We start from the raw sequence: 21,808 nt of genomic DNA on the forward strand, positions 1-21,808 counted from the left end.
TGGACCCCAACCGGACATCTGTCCGCTACCCGGAAACGTAACGGACAGCTGTCCGCTTGGCAAGGGCGCGCTCCTGCCACGTGCCTCAAGGAGTGACGGTGCAGCACAGGAAAGACACCCCTCTGCGCTCAGACGCGCAACGCAACCGCGAACGCATCCTGTGCGTCGCCCTCGCCGAACTGACGCAGTGTCCGGACGCGCCCCTCAGCGCCATCGCCAAGAAGGCGGGGGTCGGCCAGGGCACGTTCTACCGCAACTTCCCCAACCGCGAGACCCTTGTCCTGGAGATCTACCGCCACGAGATGCAGCAGGTCGCCGACAGCGCGACGCAACTGCTCCAGGAGCTGCCGCCGCAGCAGGCCCTGCGCACCTGGATGGACCGACTGGCCGAGTTCGCCATGACCAAGGCGGGCCTGGCCGACGCGATCCGCCTCGCCACCAGTGCGCCAGGAGGCCCGGCGAAACCCTCCCCCACCCCCGTCGCCGAGGCAGCCGAACTCCTGCTCCGCACAGCCGAGGAGGCGGGCACCATCCGCCCCGGGGTCACGGCCGACGACTTCGTCCTCGCCATCGCCGGCCTGTGGCAGATGACCCCGACGGAGGACTGGCGACCGCGCGCGGCACGGCTTCTCGACCTGGTCATGGACGGGTTGCGGGCAGGTGCGGCGCGGCCGTGAAGGTCAGCGTCGTGTTACCGCAGGCGACCGTCATCGGTCGGGTGTGGGCCTCCGGGCGGCAGGCCGCCTGGATACCCCGAGGTGAGACGGTACGACGCACATTGCCGCGCCTGACACCTGACACGGACTGACGGCGCGAACTCCTTGAGGCCGTCGGCGTCATTGCCGCTGCCACCGGAGCAGGAAGCCCATGCCATGGCCCCAAAGACGGCCTCGGACGCCTCCGAACGGGGGTGTTGCGGCCAGCGAGTGCGTCGCGCTCAGCAAGCCCAACGCGGCTCGGGGCCCGCGATTATGAACCCGGTGGATCCGCTGCGATTCCACAACCACTTCATTGAGGAGTGGGTGCAGTGGAAGACCGAGCCGGGCTCACCGAGGAACACACCAACGAAATCAGGCTCGCCACGCTTGGCGACTTGGGCCAACACGCAAGGGCCCCAGTCCTGAGGGCCGGGGCCTTAGCGTGCAGGGGGCCGCCGTCAGAACCTGCACGGTACCTCGCGGTTGAGGTGGTGTCCGCCTGCGATCACTCCTCCGGAACGAGTTCGTCAGGCTCCAACGTTGCACGTCCGATGCCTCCTCCCGCCGGGCGATCGCACCGACCGGACGCCGCGAGCCCCGCGCCGATGTCACGCCCGCTGCTCGCAACATCGGTCCGCCGAACAACCTTCCGCCATGCCCAGGATCAACGGCGGGGGAATCCCCGCAGCTCGATCACCCAGACCCGCCCCCTCGGACTCCCAGCCCAGGGCCCGTCGCCCTCTTCGGCGCCGGCGGGCTGGGGACCGTTCTCACCGACGCCCCTTGGTGGTGCCGTCCTGTGGCTCGGCATCGCCCTCGTCCTTGGCGTCGTCCAGGTCCCCCCAGGACGCCGCCGACCACCTGCAGTGGTGGCAGAACCGCCGCCAGTCCCTCCAGCGCCGCTGTCAGTTGCGTATGGAAGATCGCGGGTGTGCGCCCCGGTTCGCCGTTCGTATTCCGACACCGAGGTCGCTGACCGGATCGCCGACCTTCGGCTTCTCGACCACCGCCGTAAGCCTCGGCGCATGGACATGGCGGAGTTGGCGTACGGGCCGTCGCTCCGGCCAATCCCTTCTTTGAGCCGCTGGTGCACCACGGGCTGATCACTCTCGGTGGCTGGCTCTGACCGCAACTCGACTTGCATGGGGACAGCGTTCACGCCAACTGCGGAACGACTGCGACCGGGCAGTACGCGTGGTGCAGCAGCGTGTGGCCCACGCGGCCGAGTTGCAGACCGAAGTGACCATGCCGGCGACGCGCCCCGATGATGACGAGATCCGCGGCGGCCGAACGGGTCACAAGGATGCGGCTGGCCGGGCCCTCGACAGTGGCTCGGCGCACTGGGACGCCCGGATGTTCGTCTATTGCCTCGCGCAGCACTTCGTCGAGCTGCGCTGCCGCTCGCCTTTCGCGCTCGCGCGCGGGATGGTCCGTGCCCTCTTGTGCGGACCAGCGCCAGGCGCGTACGGCGTCGAGAACACATCCGCGTGCCTCGGCCTCGCGGAAGGCGAAGTGCACGGCCAGACTGCCGGTGGCCGGATCTCCCGCGCCGAACAGGATCCGCTCGTGCATGCCGACCATGCCCGCCTCGTCACCCCGGACCACGATCACCGGGCAATGCGCTCGGGCGGCCACGCCCAGGCCCACCGATCCGAGAAGCAGACCCTTCAGCTCACCGCGGCCCCGATCTCCCGTCACCACGGCGCAGGCGTTGTGGCCCTCGCGCAGAAGGGCCTCGACCGGCTCGGCGGGGACGATGTCGGTGGTCACCTTCACCGCCGGGGCGCGCCGTGCGGCACGCTCAGCCGCCGAGGCGACAATGTGCTCGGCCAGCACGCGCTCAGAGGGGCGTTCCCGTTCGAACGACGGTACGGCGGCGTCGTAGCGCTCCCAGAGGGAGGCGTACACCAGCCGCAGCGGCAGATCGCCTCGTGCGGCCTCGTCCACCGCCCAGTCCACGGCCAGCAGACTCGCGTCCGATCCGTCGACGCCTACGACCAAGGGGAGTGTCATGGCCCTCACCGCCTTCTGTCGGGCTGCCTTGTCGGACAGCCAGGGCTCTGATCTCAGCGTCGTACTCGCGGGGGACCGTCACGAGAGGCGGATGGGGCAAGTACTGGGGACGCTCGGCCCATGCCCCGGTCCGAGTGGTGCCGACTTCACAGGACAGACCGGTCGGCCCCCTCCGGAGGGCTCTACTCGGTCGGCACGGGCACTCTCCACACCAACGTGGTGCCGCCCTCGCCCGGACTGCTCAGCTCCAGCCCCCCACCCAACTGCCGCGCCCGCTCCGCCATGTTGCGCAGCCCGCTGCGGCGGCCGTCGGCCGGGATGCCGACGCCGTTGTCGCTGACCGTGAGGCAGACCTGGTGGGAGCCGGCCGTCAGGACGATGTCGGCGCGGTCGGCGTGGGCGTGGCGGGCGATGTTGGTGAGGGCCTCGGAGAGTACGGCGACCACATGGTCGCCGATCTCGCGCGGCACCCGGGTGTCCACGAGGCCCTCCATGCGCACGCTGGGCGCGAAGCCCAGCACCGGCGCCGCCTCGCCCGCCACCCGCACCACACGGGCCCTCAGCCCGGACCCGCCGGTGCCCTCGCGCGAGCGCAGGCCGAAGATCGTGGACCTGATGATCTTGATGGTCTCGTCCAGGTCGTCCACCGCGCGCACCACACGCTCGGAAGCCTCTCGGTGCTCGATGAAGCGGCCCGCGCTCTGCAGGGTCATGCCGGTGGCGAAGAGCCGCTGGATCGCCAGGTCGTGCAGGTCGCGGGCGATGCGGTCGCGGTCCTTGAGGACGGCAACCTCCTCGGCGTCCTGCCGGCGCTCCGCGAGCTCCATGGCGACAGCGGCCTGCGCCGCGAAGCCTTGCAGCGGTTCGATCTCCTTTCCGGTGAACACCGTCTGCCCCGCCTCGCGGATCAGCAGGACGACGCCTCGTACGCCGCCTTCACCCGTCCCGACCGGAACAGCGACCGCCGGGCCCAGGCCGGTGAAGCGTGGTGGGCCCGCCGAGACGCGGTCATCGTGGGAGACGTCCGGGGTGGTGACGGGGGCGACCGTCGAGAAGGCTTCGCCGATCAGGCTTCCGTCGACGGGCAGCACCAGTCCGCGCAGCGTCTCCGCTTCCGACCCGATGGCGAGCTCCACACTGAGCGAGGCGGTGTCCTCCATCGGCATCGCGACCACCGCGAGCGCGGCCCCCGTGATCTCCCGGGCGCGCTCGGCGATCAGTCCGAGGACCTCGCCGCGCTCGCTGCCGGACATCAGGCTGTGAGTGATCTCCGCGTTCGCCTGCAACCAGCGCTCGCGCAGCCGGGACTCCTCGTAGAGGCGGGCGTTGTCGATGGCCACGCCGGCGGCCACAGCCAGAGTCGACAGGACGGACTCGTCATCCTCGTCGAACTGCGCACCGCCGCGCTTCTCGGTGAGGTACAGGTTGCCGAAAACCTGGTCGCGCACCCGGATGGGGACGCCGAGGAAGGTGTTCATCGGGGGGTGGTTGGGCGGGAAGCCGTACGACGACGCGTGCTCGGAGATCTTCGCCAGGCGCAGCGGCTCGGGATGTCTGATGAGCTCCCCGAGAATGCCATGGCCCTCCGGATAGTGGCCGATCCTGGCGATCTGGTCCTCGCTGACCCCGACCGTGTGGAAGGCCGAGAGGCGCTTGCCGTCGGGCCCGATCACACCCAGGGCTGCGTACTCGGCGTCGACCAGCATCGCGGCTGCCTCGACAATGCTGTGCAGTGCCTGTTCCAGGTCCAGCTCCCGGCCGACCGAAAGGACCGCCTCCAGCAGGTTGTGCACCCGGTCGCGCGTGCCACGGGCCGCGTCCAGCCGGGCCTGGAGCTCCTCCAGCAGCTCGTCCAGCCTCAGCTGCGGCAGCCGTACGCGGGCTCCCCCGGACTCCTCGGCGCTTCCCACCTGCGTCTCCTCCGGTCCCGTGGGCGGTCTGACACCGGCCGCTCCGGTCATGAGCCACGCTACCGGCCCGTGGCGCGGGGCGGTACGGGATCGGAGAGGGACGCGGGCCCGCAGTGGCCAGGTCACAGCTCGGGTGGTTGGGCCGTTCGGCCCTGACATGAGGACGGCCGGCACATGCCGACCAGGCCCCTGTCGTCCGACGCTGGAGAGGAGTCGCGGCCCGACAGCCGGACCGTACCCGCCGAGCCGAGGAGCGCAGCGTCATGGTCCGTTATGTGTACGACTTCCGCGAGGGCCGCCGCGACATGGCGGACCTCCTGGGCGGCAAGGGCGCCAACCTGGCAGAGATGACCCGGCTGGGCCTGCCGGTCCCGCCGGGGTTCACCGTCACCACCGACGCGTGCCGGGCCTTCCTCAGCACCGGAGCGGAACCGGACGGCATGCTTGCAGAGGTGTCCCGGCACCTGTCAGCCGTCGAGGACGCCGCCGGTCGGCGGCTGGGCCAGCGGGACGACCCGTTGCTGCTGTCCGTCCGGTCCGGGGCACGGTTCTCGATGCCCGGGATGATGGAGACGGTCCTCGACATCGGGCTGAACGACGACTCCGTCCAGGGGCTGGCCAAGGTCTCGGGCAGTGAGCGGTTCGCCTGGGACTCGTACCGCAGGCTCGTCCAGATGTTCGGCAGTACGGTCATGGGCGTCGACCCGGCGTTGTTCGAGCGGGCCATGACGGCGCTCAAGAGCCTGCGCCACGCCGCCGACGATCTGCACCTGGACGCCCGCGACCTCGCCGAGCTGGTGGAGGCGTACAAGCAGCTGATCCGCGACGAAACGGGGGAGGAATTCCCGCAGTCGCCCGCCGAGCAGCTGCGCAGGGCGATCCTGGCGGTGTTCGGCTCCTGGAACGGCGAACGCGCCCGCCTGTACAGGCGTCGCGAGCACATCCCCGACGACCTCGGCACCGCCGTCACCGTGCAGCGCATGGTCTTCGGCAACCTCGGCCCCGACTCCGGCAGCGGCGTCGCCTTCACCCGCGACCCGGCCACCGGCCGCAGCGGACTCTACGGCGACTACCTGCCCAACGCGCAGGGCGAGGATGTCGTTGCCGGCATCCGCAACACCGTGCCGCTGGCCGAGCTGGAGCGACTCGATCCCCGGTCGTACGAGGATCTGCTCACCCACATGCGGACCCTGGAGCGGCACTACCGGGACCTGTGCGACATCGAGTTCACCATCGAGCGCGGCACGCTGTGGATGCTGCAGACCCGGGTCGGCAAGCGCACCGCCGAGGCCGCGTTCGCCATCGCCGCCGAGCTGACCGACGAAGGGCTCGTCACCCCGGACGAGGCCCTGGCGCGTGTCAGCGGTGACGAGCTCGCCCGGCTGATGTTCCTGCGCTTCGACGCCTCCGCGACGGATGAGGCACTCGCCCACGGCATCCCGGCCTCACCTGGTGCAGCGGTCGGCGCCGCGGTCTTCGACTCCGCCGAGGCGGTACGGCGTGCCGCAGTCGGCGAGAAGGTGGTCCTCGTCCGCCAGGAGACCACCCCCGACGACCTGCCCGGCATGATCGCCGCCCAGGCCGTGCTGACCAGTCGCGGCGGCAAGACGAGTCACGCAGCCGTGGTGGCCCGGGGTATGGGCAAGGTCTGCGTGTGCGGCGCCGAGGAACTCGCCGTGGACACCGAGGCCCGGCGCTTCACCACCCGTGCCGGCACCGTCGTCGACGAGGGCATCGTCATCTCCGTGGACGGCTCCGCAGGTGCCGTGTATCCGGGGGCGGTCCCGCTGGCCGACTCAGCGGTCATGCGATTCCTGGAGGCCGGCGAGCGGCCAGCAGGCGTGGTCACCGCCGTGGCCCGCGCTCTCGAACACGCCGACGCCATACGACGGTTGGAGGTGCGGGCGAACGCCGACACCCCAGCGGACGCGCGGCGCGCCCGACGCTTCGGGGCGCAGGGCATCGGGCTGTGCCGTACCGAGCACATGTTCCTCGGCGAGCGCCGCAAGCTGGTCGAGGAGATGATCCTGGCCCGCGGCGACGCCGAGCGTGAGCGGGCGCTGGAGGCTCTCCTGCCGCTCCAACGGCAGGACTTCACCGACATCCTGGAGGCGATGGACGGTCTGCCGGTCACCATCCGCCTTCTGGATCCGCCGCTGCACGAGTTCCTGCCCGACCGCACCGAACTCGCTGTGCGCGTAGCTGCCGCCGAGGCGCGCGGTGAGCAACCCGATTCGCACGAGCAGGCATTGCTGGAAGCCGTGGGACGCATGCACGAGGAGAACCCGATGCTCGGCCTGCGGGGCGTCCGCCTCGGCCTGGTGGTTCCAGGCCTGGTCGCCATGCAGGTGCGGGCCGTCGCCGAGGCCGTGGTGGCACGCACGCGGGCCGGCGGCTCACCGCACGCCGAGATCATGGTGCCGCTGGTCGGCGCCGTCGAGGAACTGCGCATCGAGCGCGCGGAAGTGGAGCGGGTGCTCGCCGAGGTGTCCGGCGAATCCGGCGTGCCCGTGCGGTGCCCGGTCGGCACGATGATCGAGCTCCCCCGCGCAGCGCTCACCGCGGGCCGTATCGCCGAGGAAGCCGAGTTCTTCTCCTTCGGCACGAACGACCTCACCCAGACCACCTGGGGCTTCTCCCGGGACGACGTCGAGGCGGAGTTCTTCTCCGCCTACCTCGACAAGGGCATCTTCCCCACCTCGCCCTTCGAGACGATCGACCGAGACGGCGTGGGCCGACTGCTCCGGATCGCGGTCGACGAGGGCCGCGCCGCCCGCCCCGGCCTGATGATCGGCGTCTGCGGCGAACACGGCGGCGACCCCGACTCGGTCCACTACTTCCACGCGGCGGGACTGGACTACGTGTCCTGCTCGCCGTTCCGGGTGCCGGTGGCGCGTCTGGAGGCGGGCCGGGCGGCGCTTCCCGGAACCGAGGTCAGCGACAGCCGGTGAGGGCCATCCGGGCCCTGACCGGGGCCCATCGGCCCTGGCGCCCGATGACTGCCCGAGGGACCGTAGATGCGGGAGCGGCACCGATCCCCCGCGGTGTCGCTCCGCTGAGTAGGCAGACCGAGCAGTGAGCAACGACCCTCAACGGAAGTCAGCCATGACCCACGACGACGGGCGGCCGGTCCTCGCAGGACCGCGCCGGCGCATCGAGCTCGACAGCGCCGAGGCGCTGCGGCTGCTGGGCAGCGTGCCCCTGGGGAGGATCGTCTTCACCCGGCACGCGCTGCCGACCGTGCGACCGGTCAACCACGTCCTGGACGACGGAGACATCGTCATCCGCACCCACGAAGGCGCTGCCCTGATCTCACAGACCCAGTCGGCCGACGGCCCTGGTGTCGTCGTCGCCTACGAAGCCGACGCCATCGACCCGCAGACGCATCTCGGCTGGAGTGTGGTGGTGACCGGGTACGCGCGGCCGGTGACCGATCCCGACGACCTGGCCCGCTGCCGGGCGCTGCTGCAGCCGTGGGTGGAGCGGGCCATGGACCAGGCGATCCGCATCCGGCCCGACCTGGTCACGGGCATCCTGCTCACCGCGGGCGGCCGTGCGGGCGAGGCCTGACCCAGCCGCCTGCGGAGCAGGAGTCGGGGAGTACCCACAGGGGTGCCGAACGGCCCTTTGGGGCAGGGCCGTTCGGCTTGCGACGCGTGCGTGCGCGTAGGGCAGGGAACGTCACACTGCGATCCGCCTCCCGGTGACCGCCTTCGGTTCGCCCCGCACCCACAGATCGCGTCCGCCTCCCGCCCAGGGGCGGCTGTACGCGCTCTCCTCGAGTCGGGGTGCCTCTTCGGGTTCCGTCACCGCTCGGGCGCGCCCTCGCACGAGCACGCTCCAGCCCCGGCTGAACGCGTCGTCGATGCGGTCGACCTCGAAGGCCACCGGGCGGCCGGCAGCCAGCGACGGCGTCGTATCGGAGGCGGTGCGAAAAACGATGGCGCCGTCGACGATGCTGTGGTTGACGGGCACGACGACGGGGCCCGAAGCGGTGGACAGTGCGATTCTCATCACGCCGTGCATGCCGAGGAGGGACCTGCACTCATCGGGCTCAGTTCAGTGAACTCAGGTGCGCGAGCGGCCTGTTCAAGGCCGGGCGGCAGGTCGGTGTATCCGCCGGTGAGCTCCGAAACCGTGGTCTCCAGGGCTGCGGCCAGGATGAGGAGCGCTCCCCTGTCCGGCGCGGCGCCGGGATGTTCCTCCAGGTGCTTGAGGTAGCTGGGTGCCATGCCGGTCCGGGCGGCCGTCTCCCGCCGGGACAAACCGAGTTGTGCGCGGCGAGGCGGCGTCCCAGATCGCCCAGAGGCCGTTCGGTCTGTGTCCGTTCGGTCTGTGTCCGTTCGGCCATCGTCGTCACGCCCCTTCGTCACGCCGCGCCCACGGCGACGACCTCGTGCTGCTTCCCGCCGAGCACGACTTTGAGGGCGCCGGTGTCGGCGGCGCGGGCGAAGACGTCGTATGCCTCCTCCATGCGCTCCAGGGGGAAGGTGTGGGTGACCAGCTGCGACGTGGGCAGGCGGCCGGATGCCGTCATCCGCAGCAGGGTCGGGGTGGAGTAGGTGTCGACCAGGCCGGTGGTGATGGTGATGTTCTTGATCCAGAGGTCTTCGAGGTGCAGGGTCGCAGGGGCGCCGTGCACGCCGACGTTGGCGACGCGGCCGCCGGGCCGCACCATGCGGGTGCACAGTTCAAAGCTCTCGGGTACCCCGACCGCCTCGATGACGACGTCCGCGCCGAGGCCGTCGGTGAGGTCGGCGACCAGTTGCTCGGGGGTCTCCCGGGCATCGGCCACCGCGTCGGCACCGAGCTGCCGGGCGGCCTCCAGCCGGGCGGCGGCAAGGTCGACCGCGACGATCCGTTCGGGGGTGAACAGCCGTGCCGTGGCGATGGCCGCCAGTCCGATGGGGCCCGCGCCGACCACGACGACGGTGTCTCCGGGACGGACGTGCCCGTTGAGCACGCCCACTTCGTAGGAGGTCGGAAGGATGTCGGCCAGCAGGACGGCGTCCGCGCTGTCCATGGCGCCCGGCAGCGGGTGCACGGACAGGTCCGCGTAGGGCACGCGGACGTACTCGGCCTGGGTGCCGTCGATCAGATGACCGAGGATCCAGCCGCCACCGCCCCGGCACTGGCCGTACGCCCCCTGGCGGCAGTAGGCGCAACGTCCGCACGCGGTGATGCAGGAGACCAGGACCCGGTCCCCCGGCCGCACGGTCCGGACGTCACTGCCGACCTCGACGATCTCGCCGACGGCCTCATGGCCGAGGACGGTACCGGGGCGCACTTCAGGAACGTCGCCCTTGAGGATGTGCAGGTCCGTGCCGCAGATGGTGACGACTCCGACGCGCACGATCGCGTCGGTGGGATCCTTGATCGCTGGGTCGGGGATCTCTTCCCAGGCGGACTGTCCGTTGCCGTGGAACACGTAGCCTTTCATGACGTCCCTCTCCCACTCGATGGGCCGCGGGGCCGGGTCCGGCGACGGGATCCCGGCGCCACTACGAGCCCGGCGCCGACCTGCGTCGGATGTGCCCCGCAAGTCCAGCTTGGCCCGCATGCGGGCGGACCGCATGGGCCGGTCGGGCCCCTTGAAGGACCGGGCGGGGGCGGGTTCGTACGGCCGCCGCGGGTAGATTCACGCGGGCCCCACAGACCCACCCGGCAGGGACCGTTCGGCCCTTCCGCACGAGCACCCGCGGGTCTTTGATCAGGCTATGAACGAGATCCACACGAGGTTCGCACCGTCCCAGGCGGTACACACCGTCGACAGGACGACGGTCGTCGAGCTGCGCGGCGAGATCGACCTCGTGACAGCGATACCGCTGGCAGCACGTCTCGACGCCCTGTCCTCGGGCCCGCACCCGGACCTGGTGCTCGACCTGCGTCCCGTGGCCTTCATCGACTGCGCCGGCCTGGGCGTCCTGTGCCGGACGCGGAACCGCGTCCTGGCCCGTCACGGTCGGCTCCGGCTGATCACCGGCAGCAGACGCTTCCTGCGGATTCTCCGGGCGGCCGGCCTGGGCGAAGTGTTCGAAGTGCACCCCGATCTGTCCAGGGCACTGGCCCGTACGCCGATTGTCGACGCCCCTCCGGTCGCCATGGGCTGAACGGCCCACCCTCAGCCGTGAATTGGTGCCGGGCGGCCCGGGGGCATCGCCCTCCTCGGCCCATGGGGCCACCCTCCGGTGATACGACCCTGGTGCCCGCTGTCCGGGCACCAGGGTCGCCCAATTCCGTCTACCCGTCCGCTAATCACCACCCGCCAGCTCAGCGGCCACGCGCCCCGCCCACTCCTCGATCGCGGTGAAGTCCCGGAAGTCCCCGCCCTTCCCGGAGCGCAGGATCATCCCGGCCACCCACCCCTTCGCGCCTTCTTCCAGGCAGCCGCCGAAGGTGATGTGCTCCCTGGCATCCAGCCGCGTCATGACCTTCTGCACTCCGGGCACTGGCGGGATGTCGCGCTCGGAGGCCGAGGGGTCGAGGGGGCCGCTACTGAAGAGCCAGAGCGGGCGTTCGGCGAGGGCCCTGCCGTGTCGCCGGACGAAGCGGCGGGCGTCCTTGTGCCAGCGTCCGGCGTACAGCCCGCCGCCGACCACGACGGCGTCGTACGAGGACACGCTCGCCATGGTCCGGGCCGGCAGCGCATCCGCTGTCAGCCCGTCCTTGCGCAGGACGTCGGCGATGGCTTCGGCGATCTGCGCGGTCGATCCGTTGGTCGTTCCGTAGGCCACCAACACGTTGCGGGTCATGATGGTCCGCCTCCTCTCAGAGTCGGCGCAGCCAGTCGTCGGCCACGCCTTGCAGGGCCGGCTCGTCGGGTCGCAGCCCCGTGTCGTCCAGGCGCCAGGTGAGCTGGTCGACCACGGCGACCACGCCGTCGATCTGGCGGGTCATGGAGACGGCGATGGCCGTCTCGCTCTTGCGTTCCGTCTGGCCGGTGAGGATGACGACCCCTTCCGTGACGGAGACATCGATGCTGGGCGGAAGCAGCCACAGGGCGCGTATCAGCACCTCCTGGACGATCTCGTCGCGGATCTCCGCGTCGGGCCGCAGGAAGACCTGGAGCAGGTCGCGCCGGGTGACCATGCCGACCAACCGCTCCTCCTCGTCGAGGACCGGCAGCCGCTCCACGCGCCGCTGGCCATGGTCCGGGCGGCCTCGATGATGGTGTCGTCGGCGTGCACGGTGACCGGGGGTTCGGTCATCAGCTGACCGGCCGTACGGGCCTGGCCTTCGCGGCCTGCCGCCGGGCGCTGCACGTCAGGTCGGCCAGTCGGAAGCGGCGCTCCGGCTCGTACGGGTCGGGGGTCGTGGCCTGGCGGGCCATCAGGTCCGTTTCGGAGATGCCGCCGATGACCTTGTCGTCCTCGTCGACCTCAGGCAGTCCGCCGATCCGGTGGTCGGCGAGCAGCCGCGCGATCTCCTTGACCGGGGTGCCGTACTCGGCCCGGACGACGTCACTCGTCATCACGGAGCCGACCTTGTTGTGCTTCATCACCGTTCCTCCTCAGCGGATTCAGCGGAGTCGGCGCAAATAGGGGTCGTGGGGCCGGCGCGGCAGCAGGCGGACGCGTGCGTCGAGCACGGTGACCTGGTCCGGTGTCGCGAGGGCCGGGTTGAAGTCGGCCTCGGCAAGCTGCGGCAGGTCCGCGGCCATGCGGGAAAGCCGCAGCAGCAGCTGTTCCAGGCCCTCAAGGTCGACAGGTGCGCCGCCGTGCGTGCCGAACAGGAGCGGGGCGCAGCGCGGGGACGTGATCAGGTCGTGCACGTCGTGGTCGGTGAGCGGGGCCAGGCGGGCGGCGTGGTCGGCGAGCACCTCGGTGGCCTTACCGCCGAGCCCGAACAGCACGAGCGGCCCGAAGACCTCATCCTGGACGACGCCCGCGAACAACTCGGTGCCCCGGGCGGCGAGCGGCTGCACGACCACTCCGGTCATCAGCCCCGCGCATCGCGTCTGGAAGTCCCGGAACGCGGTACGGACCTGGGTGTCGCCCCGCAGGTCGAGGTGGACCGCGTGCTGCTGCGTCTTGTGCACCAGCCCCGGCCAGTGGGCCTTCATCACCACCCGTCCATCGACGCCGCGCAGCCGCTCGGCGGCCAGGACGGCGGCGTCCTCGGTCTCGGCCCAGGCCCATGGGATCTGAGGGATGCCGTAACAGGACAGGAGGTCGGCACAGGTGCTCGGGTCGAGCCAACCGCCGTCCGGATGCGCGCGGAGATGGTCGTCGACGACCGCGTGTGCGCGCGGGGCGTCCACGTCCGCAAGCTCGGGGACGGAACCGGCGGGGCGCCCGAGCCAGCCCGCGCGGGCGGCGGCGTGGGCCAGCGCACGTGCCGCCGAGTGCGGTTCCGCGTACGAGGGGATCGTTCCGCTGTCGGCGGTGGGCAGCAGTTCGACCGGCAGAGCCTGTTCCAGGCGTACGACGGCGACGGGCCGGGCACGGCGTCCGGGGGACCGGGTGAGTGCCCGCACCAGGTCGTCCCCGGTTGCCTCGGCGACTGCGGTGGGGACGAGGGCCACCAGTACGGCGTCGATGCCCGTGCACCGCATGAGCCGGTCCACGCACGTGCCGAGCTCTTCCTCGGTCACCGCGGCCGTGGCGTCGACGGGGTTGCCGATTGCGGCACCGTCCGGGAGTACGGCGAGCAGGTCGTCGACCGTCGAGGGCGTGAACGCCGGCAGGGCGAGCCCGGCCTCCCCGCAGGCGTCCGCCGCCAGGACGCCCGCGCCGCCCGCGTTGGTGACGATCGCGACCCGGGAGCCCTCCGGGAGCGGCTGGGAGTGCAACAGGGCTGCGGTTTCAAGGAGTTCGCCGACAGAGCGGGTAGCGGTGATGCCGGCCTGGGTGAACAGGGCCTGGCGGGTCATGGTGCGGGTCGCGGCGGCCGCCGTGTGCGAGGCGGCGGCGCGGCGGCCCGCGTCGGTGCGGCCGGCGTCGACGGTGAGCACCGGCATGCAACGGGTCACCCGGCGGGCCGTACGGGAGAAGGCGCGCGGGTTGCCGAAGGACTCCAGGTGCAGCAGGGCGAGGTCGGTGCGGCCGTCGCTCTCCCACCACTGGAGCATGTCGTTGCCGCTGACGTCGTACTTGTCGCCGAGGGAGACGAACGAGGAGACGCCGATGCCCAGGCGGGACAGTCCGTCGAGCAGGGCGATCCCGATGCCGCCGGACTGGACGGCGACGCCCGCCGTGCCAGGGTGCGGGTGACCGGCGGCGAACGTGGCGTCGAGGCGCAGGTCCGGCTCGGTGTTGGTGATGCCGAGGCAGTTCGGGCCGACGAGGCGCATGCCGTGGGTGCGGCAGGCGGACAGCAGTGCCTGCGCCTGATCGCTGTCGAGGCCCGCGGTCACCACAAGCAAGGCCCGCACGCCCGCCTTGCCGCACTCCTCGGCGGTGGCTGGAACGGCTGGGGCGGGCACGGCGACGACCACGAGGTCCGGCGTCCTGGGTAGCGCGGTGACCGAGGGGTGGCACGGTATGCCGAGGATGGACGTGGCGCTGGGGTTCACTGCGAAGAGCCGCCGGCTGAATTCGCCGGAGTGCAGATGGTGGAGGAGCGCCCGGCCGACCGAGCCGGGCTTGCGTCCGGCACCTACGACGGCAATCACGTGCGGCCGCAGCAGGGGCTGGAGGCTGGCCACATCGGCGCGGCGTCCGCGGGCCTCCACGGCTGACAGGTAGGCGTCGTCCTCGTCGAGCGGGACGGTGCAGCGCACCTCAGGGCCGTCGAAGCGACGGGTGACGCGCAGGCCGAGGTCGGAGAAGAGGCGGAGCACCTCATGGTTCTCGCCGAGGGCGTCGGCGGTGAAGGTGGTGATGCCTTCGGAGCGAGCGGCGGAGACCAAGTGCTCGACGAGCAGGGTGCCCACGCCACGGTGATGGAGTCCGTCGGCCACAGCGATGGAGATCTCGGCTGAGTCCGCCTCGTCCCCCGTCTCGTACTCAGCGAGGCCGATCACGTGGCCCTGTGTCTCGGCCAGCAGAGCCCGGTAACCCGGGCGGGCGGGAGCACAGGCCCGGTCGGCGGCCATGGTGGCCGACCGCCGGCTGGCCGCGAAGAACCTGAGGCGCAGGTTCTCGGGGGACATCTCGTCGTAGAGCTCCTCCAGCTGATCGTGGTCGGCCGGGACAACGGGGCGGATGCACACAGTGGTGCCGTCCGCGAGCAGGGCGTGGGCCGGGGATCGGTCGTGCTCGTCGTCGGTCGTCGTGATCATCTTGGTTCTCCTCCAAGCCTCTCGACACTTCGAGCATCCAGCGGACCGTCGAGGGGTCCCATGGGCTGTCCGGGGCGTTCCGGGGGCCGGTCGGCCCAACGTTTCTCGCTGGTCGTCCCTGCTCGTCCCAAGCATGCGGAAGGGACCGGTGATCGGCGCCACCGGTCCCCTCCACGGTGGGTGTCAGACATCGGCGACGAGGGCCGTGAGGTCCAAGAGCCGTCGTCGCCCCAGCCGAAGACCTTGACGAGGCTGCCGTTGGCCTGCGTGAGCGCCGGGTCGAAGATGCAGGAGGTGGGGTCACCGATGACGTCGCGGGAGACGATCGGGGCCTTGTCGGCGCCGTAGTCGGACCAGTGGAGCTGCGCCGGATCGTGCTCGGCACCGACGGCGATGCGGCGCCCGTCGACGGTGATCGAGCTGTCGTCGTGGACGACCTCGCGTCCGATGTGGCCGAACGTCGAGTCACTCCGGCAGGTGGGCCAGAGTGGAGGGTGCGGTGATGTCGTTGATCGCGACCACCGCCACGTCCTGAGTGCCCGCTTCGGCGCGGTCGAGGGCGGCACGGAGGTAGGTGCGGCCGATGCGCCCGAAGCCGTTGATACCGACGCGTAACGGTCATGATGGCGAACTCCTTCCGGGAGCAGGAGCGTTCAGCTGTTCCAGGTCCATTCGGCGACTTCGGGCAGGTCGGTGCCGTGTTCGCGGATCCAGGCGTGGTGGCGGGTGCGGGCGTCGGCCATCGACTGGCGTACGGCGGCGGCGCGGACGGCGAGGCCGGGGACGCGGTCGATGACGTCCATGACCAGGCGGTATCGGTCGAGGTCGTTGCGGACGACCATGTCGAACGGCGTGGTAGTGGTACCGGACTCCTTGTAGCCACGTACGTGCAGGTTCGGGTGGCCGGCGCGGCGGTAGGCGAGGCGGTGGACCAGCCACGGGTATCCGTGGTAGGCGAAGATCACCGGCTTGTCGGTGGTGAACAAGCCGTCGTACTCGAACTCGGTCATGCCGTGCGGGTGCTCCTCGCGCGGCAGCAGCCGGGTCATGTCGACGACATTGACCACGCGCACGGCGAGTTGGGGCAGGTGACGCCGGAGCAGTTGGGCGGCGGCCAGGACCTCCTGGGTGGGCACGTCGCCGGCGCAGGCGAGGACGACGTCCGGTTCGGCGCCGTTCTCCGTGCCCGCCCAGTCCCAGATACCGGCGCCGCGCGCGCAGTGGGCGCGGGCGGCATCCATGGACAGCCAGTCGAAGCAGGGCTGCTTGCCGGCCACGATCACGTTGACATAGTCCCGGCTGCGCAGGGCGTGGTCGGCCACGGACAGGAGGGTGTTGGCGTCCGGCGGCAGATAGACCCGTACGACCTCGGGGCTCTTGTTGAGGACGTGGTCGACGAACCCGGGATCCTGGTGGGAGAAGCCGTTGTGGTCCTGCCGCCAGACATGCGAGGTCAGCAGGTAGTTGAGGGAGGCGATGGGGGCGCGCCACGGCAGCTCCCTGGACGTCTTCAGCCACTTGATGTGCTGGTTGACCATCGAGTCGACGATGTGCACGAAGGCTTCGTAGCAGGAGAACAGTCCATGTCGGCCGGTGAGGAGGTAGCGCTCCAGCCAGCCCTGGCAGAGGTGCTCGGAAAGGATCTCCATCACCCGGCCGTGCCGGTCCAGGTGCTCGTCGACCGGAAGCGTTCCCGCCTGCCAGGCCTTGCCGCTGGCGTCGAAGACGGCCTGGAGCCGGTTGGAGGCGGTCTCGTCGGGTCCGACGACCCTGAAGTTCCGGTGGGCGCTGGTGTCCTTCATGACCTGTTCCAGCAGGTCGCCGAGGATCCGGGTCGGTTCGTGCAGGGTCGTGCCCGGCTTCTCGACGGGTACGGCGAAGGTGTCGAGGGATCGGATGGGCAGGTCGCGCAGGAGGAGACCGCCATTGGCGTGCGGAGTGGCCCCCAGGCGCCTGGAACCCTCGGGAACGCAGGCCAGGACCTCGGCGACCGGTCGGCCGTCCGGGTGGAAGAGCTCTTCGGGCCGGTACGAGCGCAGCCATGCCTCCAACTGACGTAGATGCTCCGGGTTTTCCCGTACGCCGGCGAGCGGGACCTGGTGGGCACGCCAGGTTCCCTCCACCGGCAGCCCGTCGACCTCGGCAGGGCCGGTCCAGCCCTTCGGGGTGCGCAGCACGATCATCGGCCAGTGCACACGCTCGGCGACGCCTCCCTCGCGGGCCGAACGTTGCATCAGGGTGATGCAGTTCAGCGCTTCGTCGAAGGCGTGGGCCAGCGCCCGGTGGACGGCTGCGGGGTCGTCGCCGGTGACATGGATTGGCTCATGGCCGTACCCCCGCAGCAACGCGTCGAGTTCGGGCTCCGGCAGCCGGGACAGCACGGTCGGGTTGGCGATCTTGTAACCGTTGAGGTGCAGGATGGGCAGGACCGCACCGTCGTGGACCGGGTCGAGGAACTTGTTCGAGTGCCAGGAGGCGGCCAGCGGACCGGTCTCCGCCTCACCGTCGCCGATGACGCATGCGACGAGCAGGTCCGGGTTGTCGAAGGCGGCGCCGTAGGCGTGAGCGAGCGAATATCCGAGCTCGCCGCCTTCATGGATGGACCCTGGCACCTCCGGCGCCACATGGCTCGGCACACCGCCCGGGAAGGAGAACTGCCGGAACAGCAGCTCCAGCCCCTGCCCATCGCGGGACACGTCCGGATAGGTCTCGCTGTAGCTGCCGTCCAGCCAAGAGCCGGCGAGGACGGACGGACCGCCGTGCCCGGGGCCCCACACGCACAGCGCGTCGAGCCCGCGCGCCTTGATGACCCGGTTGAGGTGGGTGTACACGAGGTTGAGCCCGGGCGAGGTGCCCCAGTGGCCCAGCAGCCGGGGCTTGATGTGCTCCGGCTTCAGGGGCTCGGTCAGCAGCGGGTTCGACATCAGGTAGATCTGTCCCGCGGCAACGTAGTTGGCGGCCCGCCAATGGGCATCGAGCGTAAGCAGTTCATCGTCGGAAAGTGCGGTGGCGTTCTGGTGTTCCACCTTGGACATACGGAGTCTCCGGAAATCGTCGATTCGGCTGGCAGGGCGGTGGAGCTGGAAGAGTCAGCGTCAGGGCTGTGGCCCTGACGCGCAGGGGGTCCCTCCTCGCATGCTCATGCCCGCTCGGGCACGATGGCGACAGGACAGGCCGAGTGGTGCAGCACCCCGTGGGCCACCCGGCCCAATTGGAGCCCGAAGTGCCGATGGTGGCGCTCGGCGCCGACGACCAGGACGTCGGCGTCACGCGAGGCAGCCACCAGGACGTCCCGGGTGTGGCCCTCGACCGTACGGCGGTGTGCCTCGACATCGGCGGGGACGTCGTGCAGCGCCTTGTCCAGTACCTCGACGGCCTGCTCCTCATGCATCCGCGCGGGTTCCCCGACGAGCAGGGGGTGGTCCGTGGTCCCGTGCGCGGGGCGCCGCCAGGCTCGTACGGCGTCCAGGACCGCGCCCCGCAGCCGCGCCTCGTCGCAGGCGAAACGCACCGCTGCCGGGGTCGTCGGCCTCTCGCCGACGCCGACGCCGACGCCGACGACGATGCGGCCGTGCGTCCCGGGCCGCACCTGTTTGTCGCGACTGTCGCGCACGACGACCATCGGGCAATGCGCGTGCCCGGCGACGCTCAGGCTCACCGAACCCAGCAGCGCCTCGGCGACTCCGCTGCGGCCACGGGTGCCCGTCACCAGCAGGGAGGCATGGCGGCTCTCCCGCACCAGTGTGTACTCGGGTTCCTCGGGCAGTGTGTCGATGGAGATCTTCAGATCGGCATGACGACGGTGGCCACGGCGGGCGGCGGTCTCCACGATGTCCTGGGCCCGTATCTGCTCGGACGACCGGCCCACGTCGTGGGCGAGGGCGGCGCCCTCGTACCGCTCCCACAGCGAGGCGTACACGAGCCGCAGCGACGCCCCGCGCAGCACGGCCTCGTCGGCCGCCCAGTCGACGGCCCGCAGGCTGGGCTCGGAGCCGTCGACTCCGACGACGATCGGTAGGTCCACCGCCGTCACCGTCCCGCACCGAGATCGAAGACGATGCGGGCCTTGACCTGGCCGCGCAGCACGTCGCCGATGGACTCGTTGACGGTGGCGAGCGGGCGCGTCTCGCAGATGACCCTGGTACGGCCCGCCGCGTGGAGTTGGAAGACCTCGGCGAGGTCCTGCCGGGTACCGACGATGGAGCCGATCACACTCGTCCCGTTCAGGACGGTGTCGAAGATCGGAACCTCGATGGCGCCATGAGCGGGCAGGGCGACCATGACAAGCTTGCCGCCGCGCCGCAGCCCGGAGTTGACCGCGGCGAACGCGGCCTCGTTCACCGCCAGCGCGATCGCGGCGTGGGCGCCGCCGTGGCGCTTCAGCACCTCGCCCACGTCGTGCTTGCGTGCGTCGATGACGAGGTCGGCGCCCAGCTCAGCGGCCAGTTCGAGCTTCTCGTCGGTGACGTCGATGGCCGCGACGGTGGCTCCGGCGATCTTCGCGTACTGCACGGCCAGATGACCGAGTCCGCCGATCCCGGAGATCGCAACGAGCTGCGTGGGCCGCACGTCGGCGACCTTGAGCGCCTTGTATGTGGTCACGCCGGCGCAGGTCAGCGGGGCGGCGTCAACGGCGGTGACGCCCTCGGGCACCGGCTGTGCGAAGTCGGCCCAGGCCAGCATCTTCTCGGCGTAGCCGCCGTCGCAGCCGTAGCCCGTGTTGATCTGCTGCTCGCACAGCGTCTCCCAGCCGGAAAGGCAGTGCTCGCATCGCCCGCAGGCCTTGCCCAGCCACGGCACGGCAACCCGCTGACCGACGCTGAGGTGGGTCACACCGTCGCCGAGCTTCTCGACGAGGCCGACCCCCTCGTGGCCGGGTACGAACGGCAGGCTGGGCTTGACGGGCCAGTCGCCGTGGGCGGCGTGGATGTCGGTGTGGCACAGCCCGGCGGCCTCGACCCGGACACGAACATGGCCGGGGCCCGGCTCGGGGTCGGGGCGGTCCTCGATGACCAGGGGCTCGCCGAAGGCACGTACGACCGCTGCCTTCATGGTTTCTTCTCCTCGGGTGCTTGTGTCAGTGGTGCGGAACGACAGCGACGGGTGCGGTGGAGTGATGCAGCACGGCGTGCGTGATGGGGCCGATGTGCGCGCCGACCGGGTTGCGGCGGATGCGCTTGCCTACGACGACCAGGGAGGCCTCGCGCGAGACGTCGACGAGGTGGCCCGCGGGGGTGCCGTAGTGGGACTCCTCGGTGACCTCGACGTCCGGGTACTTCTTGCGCCACGGGAGCAGGACCTCGGTCAAGGCGGTGGTCTGGGCCGCTGCCAGCGATCCGTGGAGTTCGAGGTCCACGGACAGGCCGTAGGCGTAGTACGGGGGTATGTTCCAGCCGTGTACCACCCGCAGGGAGGTGCCGCGGCGGTAGGCGGCTGCGAACGCGAACTCGATCAGCTCGTCGTCCGGGTTCTCGATGTCCAGGCCGAGGACGACGGGCCGGTAGGTGGTCGCGGCGGACGGGATGCCGACGGGATCCATCTCGTGCTCGTCGGCGGCCTGTTCGCCCGCGCGGACCAGGACGATCGGCCGCTCGGCGTGTGCCACGACCGAGAGTCCGACCGAGCCCACCAGGAAGCCGCCGATCCCGCTCAGTCCGCGGGAGCCGAGGACCAGCAGTTCGGCGTCCTTGGCCACATCGGCCAGCGCTTCGGCGGGTCGGCCGGACAGCTGCTCGGTGAACACGTCGAGGCCGGGGTGGCGCACTCGGATGCCCTCCGCCGCTTCGCGGGGGATCCTCCCCCAGCCTTCGGCCGGGGGTACCCCCATCTCGCTTCGCTCGGTCCAGTGCTGCCGGGTCTCGGCGCCGAGCAACGGGGCCTGCGCCATGGGCGCCGGTACGGGCTCCCAGACGTGGACCAACTTCAGCGGCAGCCCGAGCAACTGCGCTTCGCGGGCCGCCCACTCGGCTGCCGCGCGGCTCTCACGTGAGCCGTCGAGACCGGCGGTGACGCTGAGGGTGACGGTGCGGATCATGATTCCACCTCCTGAATCGGTGGTCCCGATTCGAGCTTCGTCTTCGGATGCGGCCTCCTACAGGGGCCGCAGGTCCCTTCAAGGGGCCGACCGGCCCCGGCCGGTGGTGTGCCGTTCGGATGGGCCCGCGGTCGGGCCCACCCGAACCTCTCCCCTCCTCTCGGGTCAGCGCAGCCAGGGGCTGCGGCGGACGAGCGGGAGCCTGGCCCAGAGCTTGCCGACGCCGAGGGTGTCGCCGGCGGAGACGGCGGCCAGGGCGATCAGGACGACGGCGTAGATGAGGTGGTACTCCGCGAACGGGTTCGTCGACATGCTCGGCGAACCATCGGAGAGGGTCTGGGCGGGCGGCCACTCGGCGACCCACATCAACGCCATCAGCACGGTCCCCGCGGCAGCCGCGAACCGCAGCGCCACACCCGCGATGAGCGCGAGGCCGATCCCGAGCAGACCGAGCATGAACAGCCAGTCCGCCCAGGCGGCCCCGGCCCAGGAGTGGAAGGTGGACTCCATCGGCCCGGCGGCCACCCCACCGAGGAAGCCCGTGGTCGGCGAGCCGCCGTCGATCCAGCCCTTGCCGGACTGGGTCGCGTAACCGAGGCCGAAGGCCTTGTCGAGGAACGCCCACAGGAAGACGAACCCGGTGAGCAGACGCAAGGACGCGAAGACGTAGGCCCGCACGGTGTGCGTCTGGCTGTGTACCGACACAGCGGACTCGGGGGCGGAGGAGGGAGCGGTCCGGTTCCTGGTGAAGGACGGCAGGCGGAGGCCCGCGCTCCGGTGAGGGTGCTCGTGCACGGCCATGGCGGTGATCCCTTCAGGGACGGTGAGGATGGTCCGTTCGGTGTCCGACGCCCTCACTCTCGTCTCGCGAGGCGGCGGCCGCCGGATGCCGAAGGGCCGTAGCCGCAGGGCTGAACGGCCCTGTCCGCAG

The 21,808-nt window shown here is 70.9% G+C and carries 14 protein-coding genes and 3 pseudogenes; 4 read left to right on the plus strand and 13 right to left on the minus strand.

All coding sequences use genetic code 11. From position 1 onward, the window contains the following. Positions 1–98 precede the first annotated feature (98 nt). A complete protein-coding gene (locus AB5J55_RS00745) occupies positions 99–677 on the plus strand; it encodes a TetR/AcrR family transcriptional regulator (protein WP_369268749.1) in 579 nt (192 codons plus the stop codon). A 1,176-nt stretch (positions 678–1,853) separates the two neighbouring features. Here the strand turns inward: AB5J55_RS00745 and AB5J55_RS00750 are convergent. Beyond that, complete coding sequence (locus AB5J55_RS00750; RefSeq protein WP_369268750.1) at positions 1,854–2,711, minus strand: universal stress protein; 858 nt, start codon at positions 2,709–2,711, stop codon at positions 1,854–1,856. A 182-nt stretch (positions 2,712–2,893) separates the two neighbouring features. After that, the gene (locus AB5J55_RS00755) at positions 2,894–4,621 is read right to left on the minus strand and encodes a GAF domain-containing protein (RefSeq protein ID WP_369268751.1); all 1,728 of its coding nucleotides are present in this window, start codon (positions 4,619–4,621) and stop codon (positions 2,894–2,896) included. A gap of 263 nt (positions 4,622–4,884) precedes the next feature. On the opposite strand from AB5J55_RS00755, the gene ppdK reads away from it, so the two are divergent. Together ppdK and AB5J55_RS00765 are read left to right on the plus strand one after the other, a co-directional pair. After that, complete coding sequence (ppdK, locus tag AB5J55_RS00760; protein ID WP_369268752.1) at positions 4,885–7,572, plus strand: pyruvate, phosphate dikinase; 2,688 nt, start codon at positions 4,885–4,887, stop codon at positions 7,570–7,572. A 154-nt stretch (positions 7,573–7,726) separates the two neighbouring features. Next, entirely contained in the window at positions 7,727–8,191 is a 465-nt protein-coding gene (locus AB5J55_RS00765) for a pyridoxamine 5'-phosphate oxidase family protein (RefSeq protein ID WP_369268753.1), read from the plus strand. 111 nt (positions 8,192–8,302) lie between these two features. Here the strand turns inward: AB5J55_RS00765 and AB5J55_RS00770 are convergent. Together AB5J55_RS00770 and AB5J55_RS00775 are read right to left on the minus strand one after the other, a co-directional pair. Further along, positions 8,303–8,972 (minus strand): annotated as a pseudogene (locus AB5J55_RS00770) (pyridoxamine 5'-phosphate oxidase family protein). Positions 8,973–8,990: 18 nt separating this feature from the next. Further along, entirely contained in the window at positions 8,991–10,061 is a 1,071-nt protein-coding gene (locus tag AB5J55_RS00775; protein WP_369268754.1) for a zinc-dependent alcohol dehydrogenase family protein, read from the minus strand. A 277-nt stretch (positions 10,062–10,338) separates the two neighbouring features. On the opposite strand from AB5J55_RS00775, the gene AB5J55_RS00780 reads away from it, so the two are divergent. Next, positions 10,339–10,731 (plus strand): STAS domain-containing protein, encoded by a 393-nt coding sequence (locus AB5J55_RS00780; protein ID WP_369268755.1) that lies wholly within the window; start codon positions 10,339–10,341, stop codon positions 10,729–10,731. 141 nt (positions 10,732–10,872) lie between these two features. Here AB5J55_RS00780 and AB5J55_RS00785 read toward each other — a convergent pair whose 3' ends face one another. From AB5J55_RS00785 to AB5J55_RS00825, 9 genes and pseudogenes are all read right to left on the minus strand, one after another. Continuing rightward, positions 10,873–11,373 (minus strand): flavodoxin domain-containing protein, encoded by a 501-nt coding sequence (locus tag AB5J55_RS00785; protein ID WP_369268756.1) that lies wholly within the window; start codon positions 11,371–11,373, stop codon positions 10,873–10,875. A gap of 16 nt (positions 11,374–11,389) precedes the next feature. Continuing rightward, positions 11,390–12,119 (minus strand): annotated as a pseudogene (locus AB5J55_RS00790) (CBS domain-containing protein). 21 nt (positions 12,120–12,140) lie between these two features. Continuing rightward, the gene (locus tag AB5J55_RS00795; RefSeq protein WP_369268757.1) at positions 12,141–14,843 is read right to left on the minus strand and encodes a GNAT family N-acetyltransferase; all 2,703 of its coding nucleotides are present in this window, start codon (positions 14,841–14,843) and stop codon (positions 12,141–12,143) included. A gap of 335 nt (positions 14,844–15,178) precedes the next feature. Next, a pseudogene (locus AB5J55_RS00800) lies at positions 15,179–15,446 on the minus strand (glyceraldehyde 3-phosphate dehydrogenase NAD-binding domain-containing protein); the annotation flags it as partial. Between the two features lie 50 nt (positions 15,447–15,496). Next, the gene (locus AB5J55_RS00805; RefSeq protein ID WP_369268758.1) at positions 15,497–17,878 is read right to left on the minus strand and encodes a phosphoketolase; all 2,382 of its coding nucleotides are present in this window, start codon (positions 17,876–17,878) and stop codon (positions 15,497–15,499) included. A gap of 104 nt (positions 17,879–17,982) precedes the next feature. Beyond that, a complete protein-coding gene (locus tag AB5J55_RS00810) occupies positions 17,983–18,867 on the minus strand; it encodes a universal stress protein (RefSeq protein ID WP_369268759.1) in 885 nt (294 codons plus the stop codon). A gap of 5 nt (positions 18,868–18,872) precedes the next feature. Next, positions 18,873–19,895: a zinc-dependent alcohol dehydrogenase gene (locus AB5J55_RS00815; protein WP_369268760.1), complete on the minus strand. Its 1,023-nt coding sequence runs from the start codon at positions 19,893–19,895 to the stop codon at positions 18,873–18,875. A gap of 25 nt (positions 19,896–19,920) precedes the next feature. Next, on the minus strand, positions 19,921–20,877 hold the full coding sequence (locus AB5J55_RS00820; protein ID WP_369268761.1) for a universal stress protein: 957 nt from the start codon (positions 20,875–20,877) through the stop codon (positions 19,921–19,923). 165 nt (positions 20,878–21,042) lie between these two features. Beyond that, a complete protein-coding gene (locus tag AB5J55_RS00825; protein WP_369268762.1) occupies positions 21,043–21,678 on the minus strand; it encodes a hypothetical protein in 636 nt (211 codons plus the stop codon). Between the last annotated feature and the right edge of the window lie 130 nt (positions 21,679–21,808).

It is taken from the genome of Streptomyces sp. R11, from assembly GCF_041051905.1.
GTDB lineage: Bacteria > Actinomycetota > Actinomycetes > Streptomycetales > Streptomycetaceae > Streptomyces.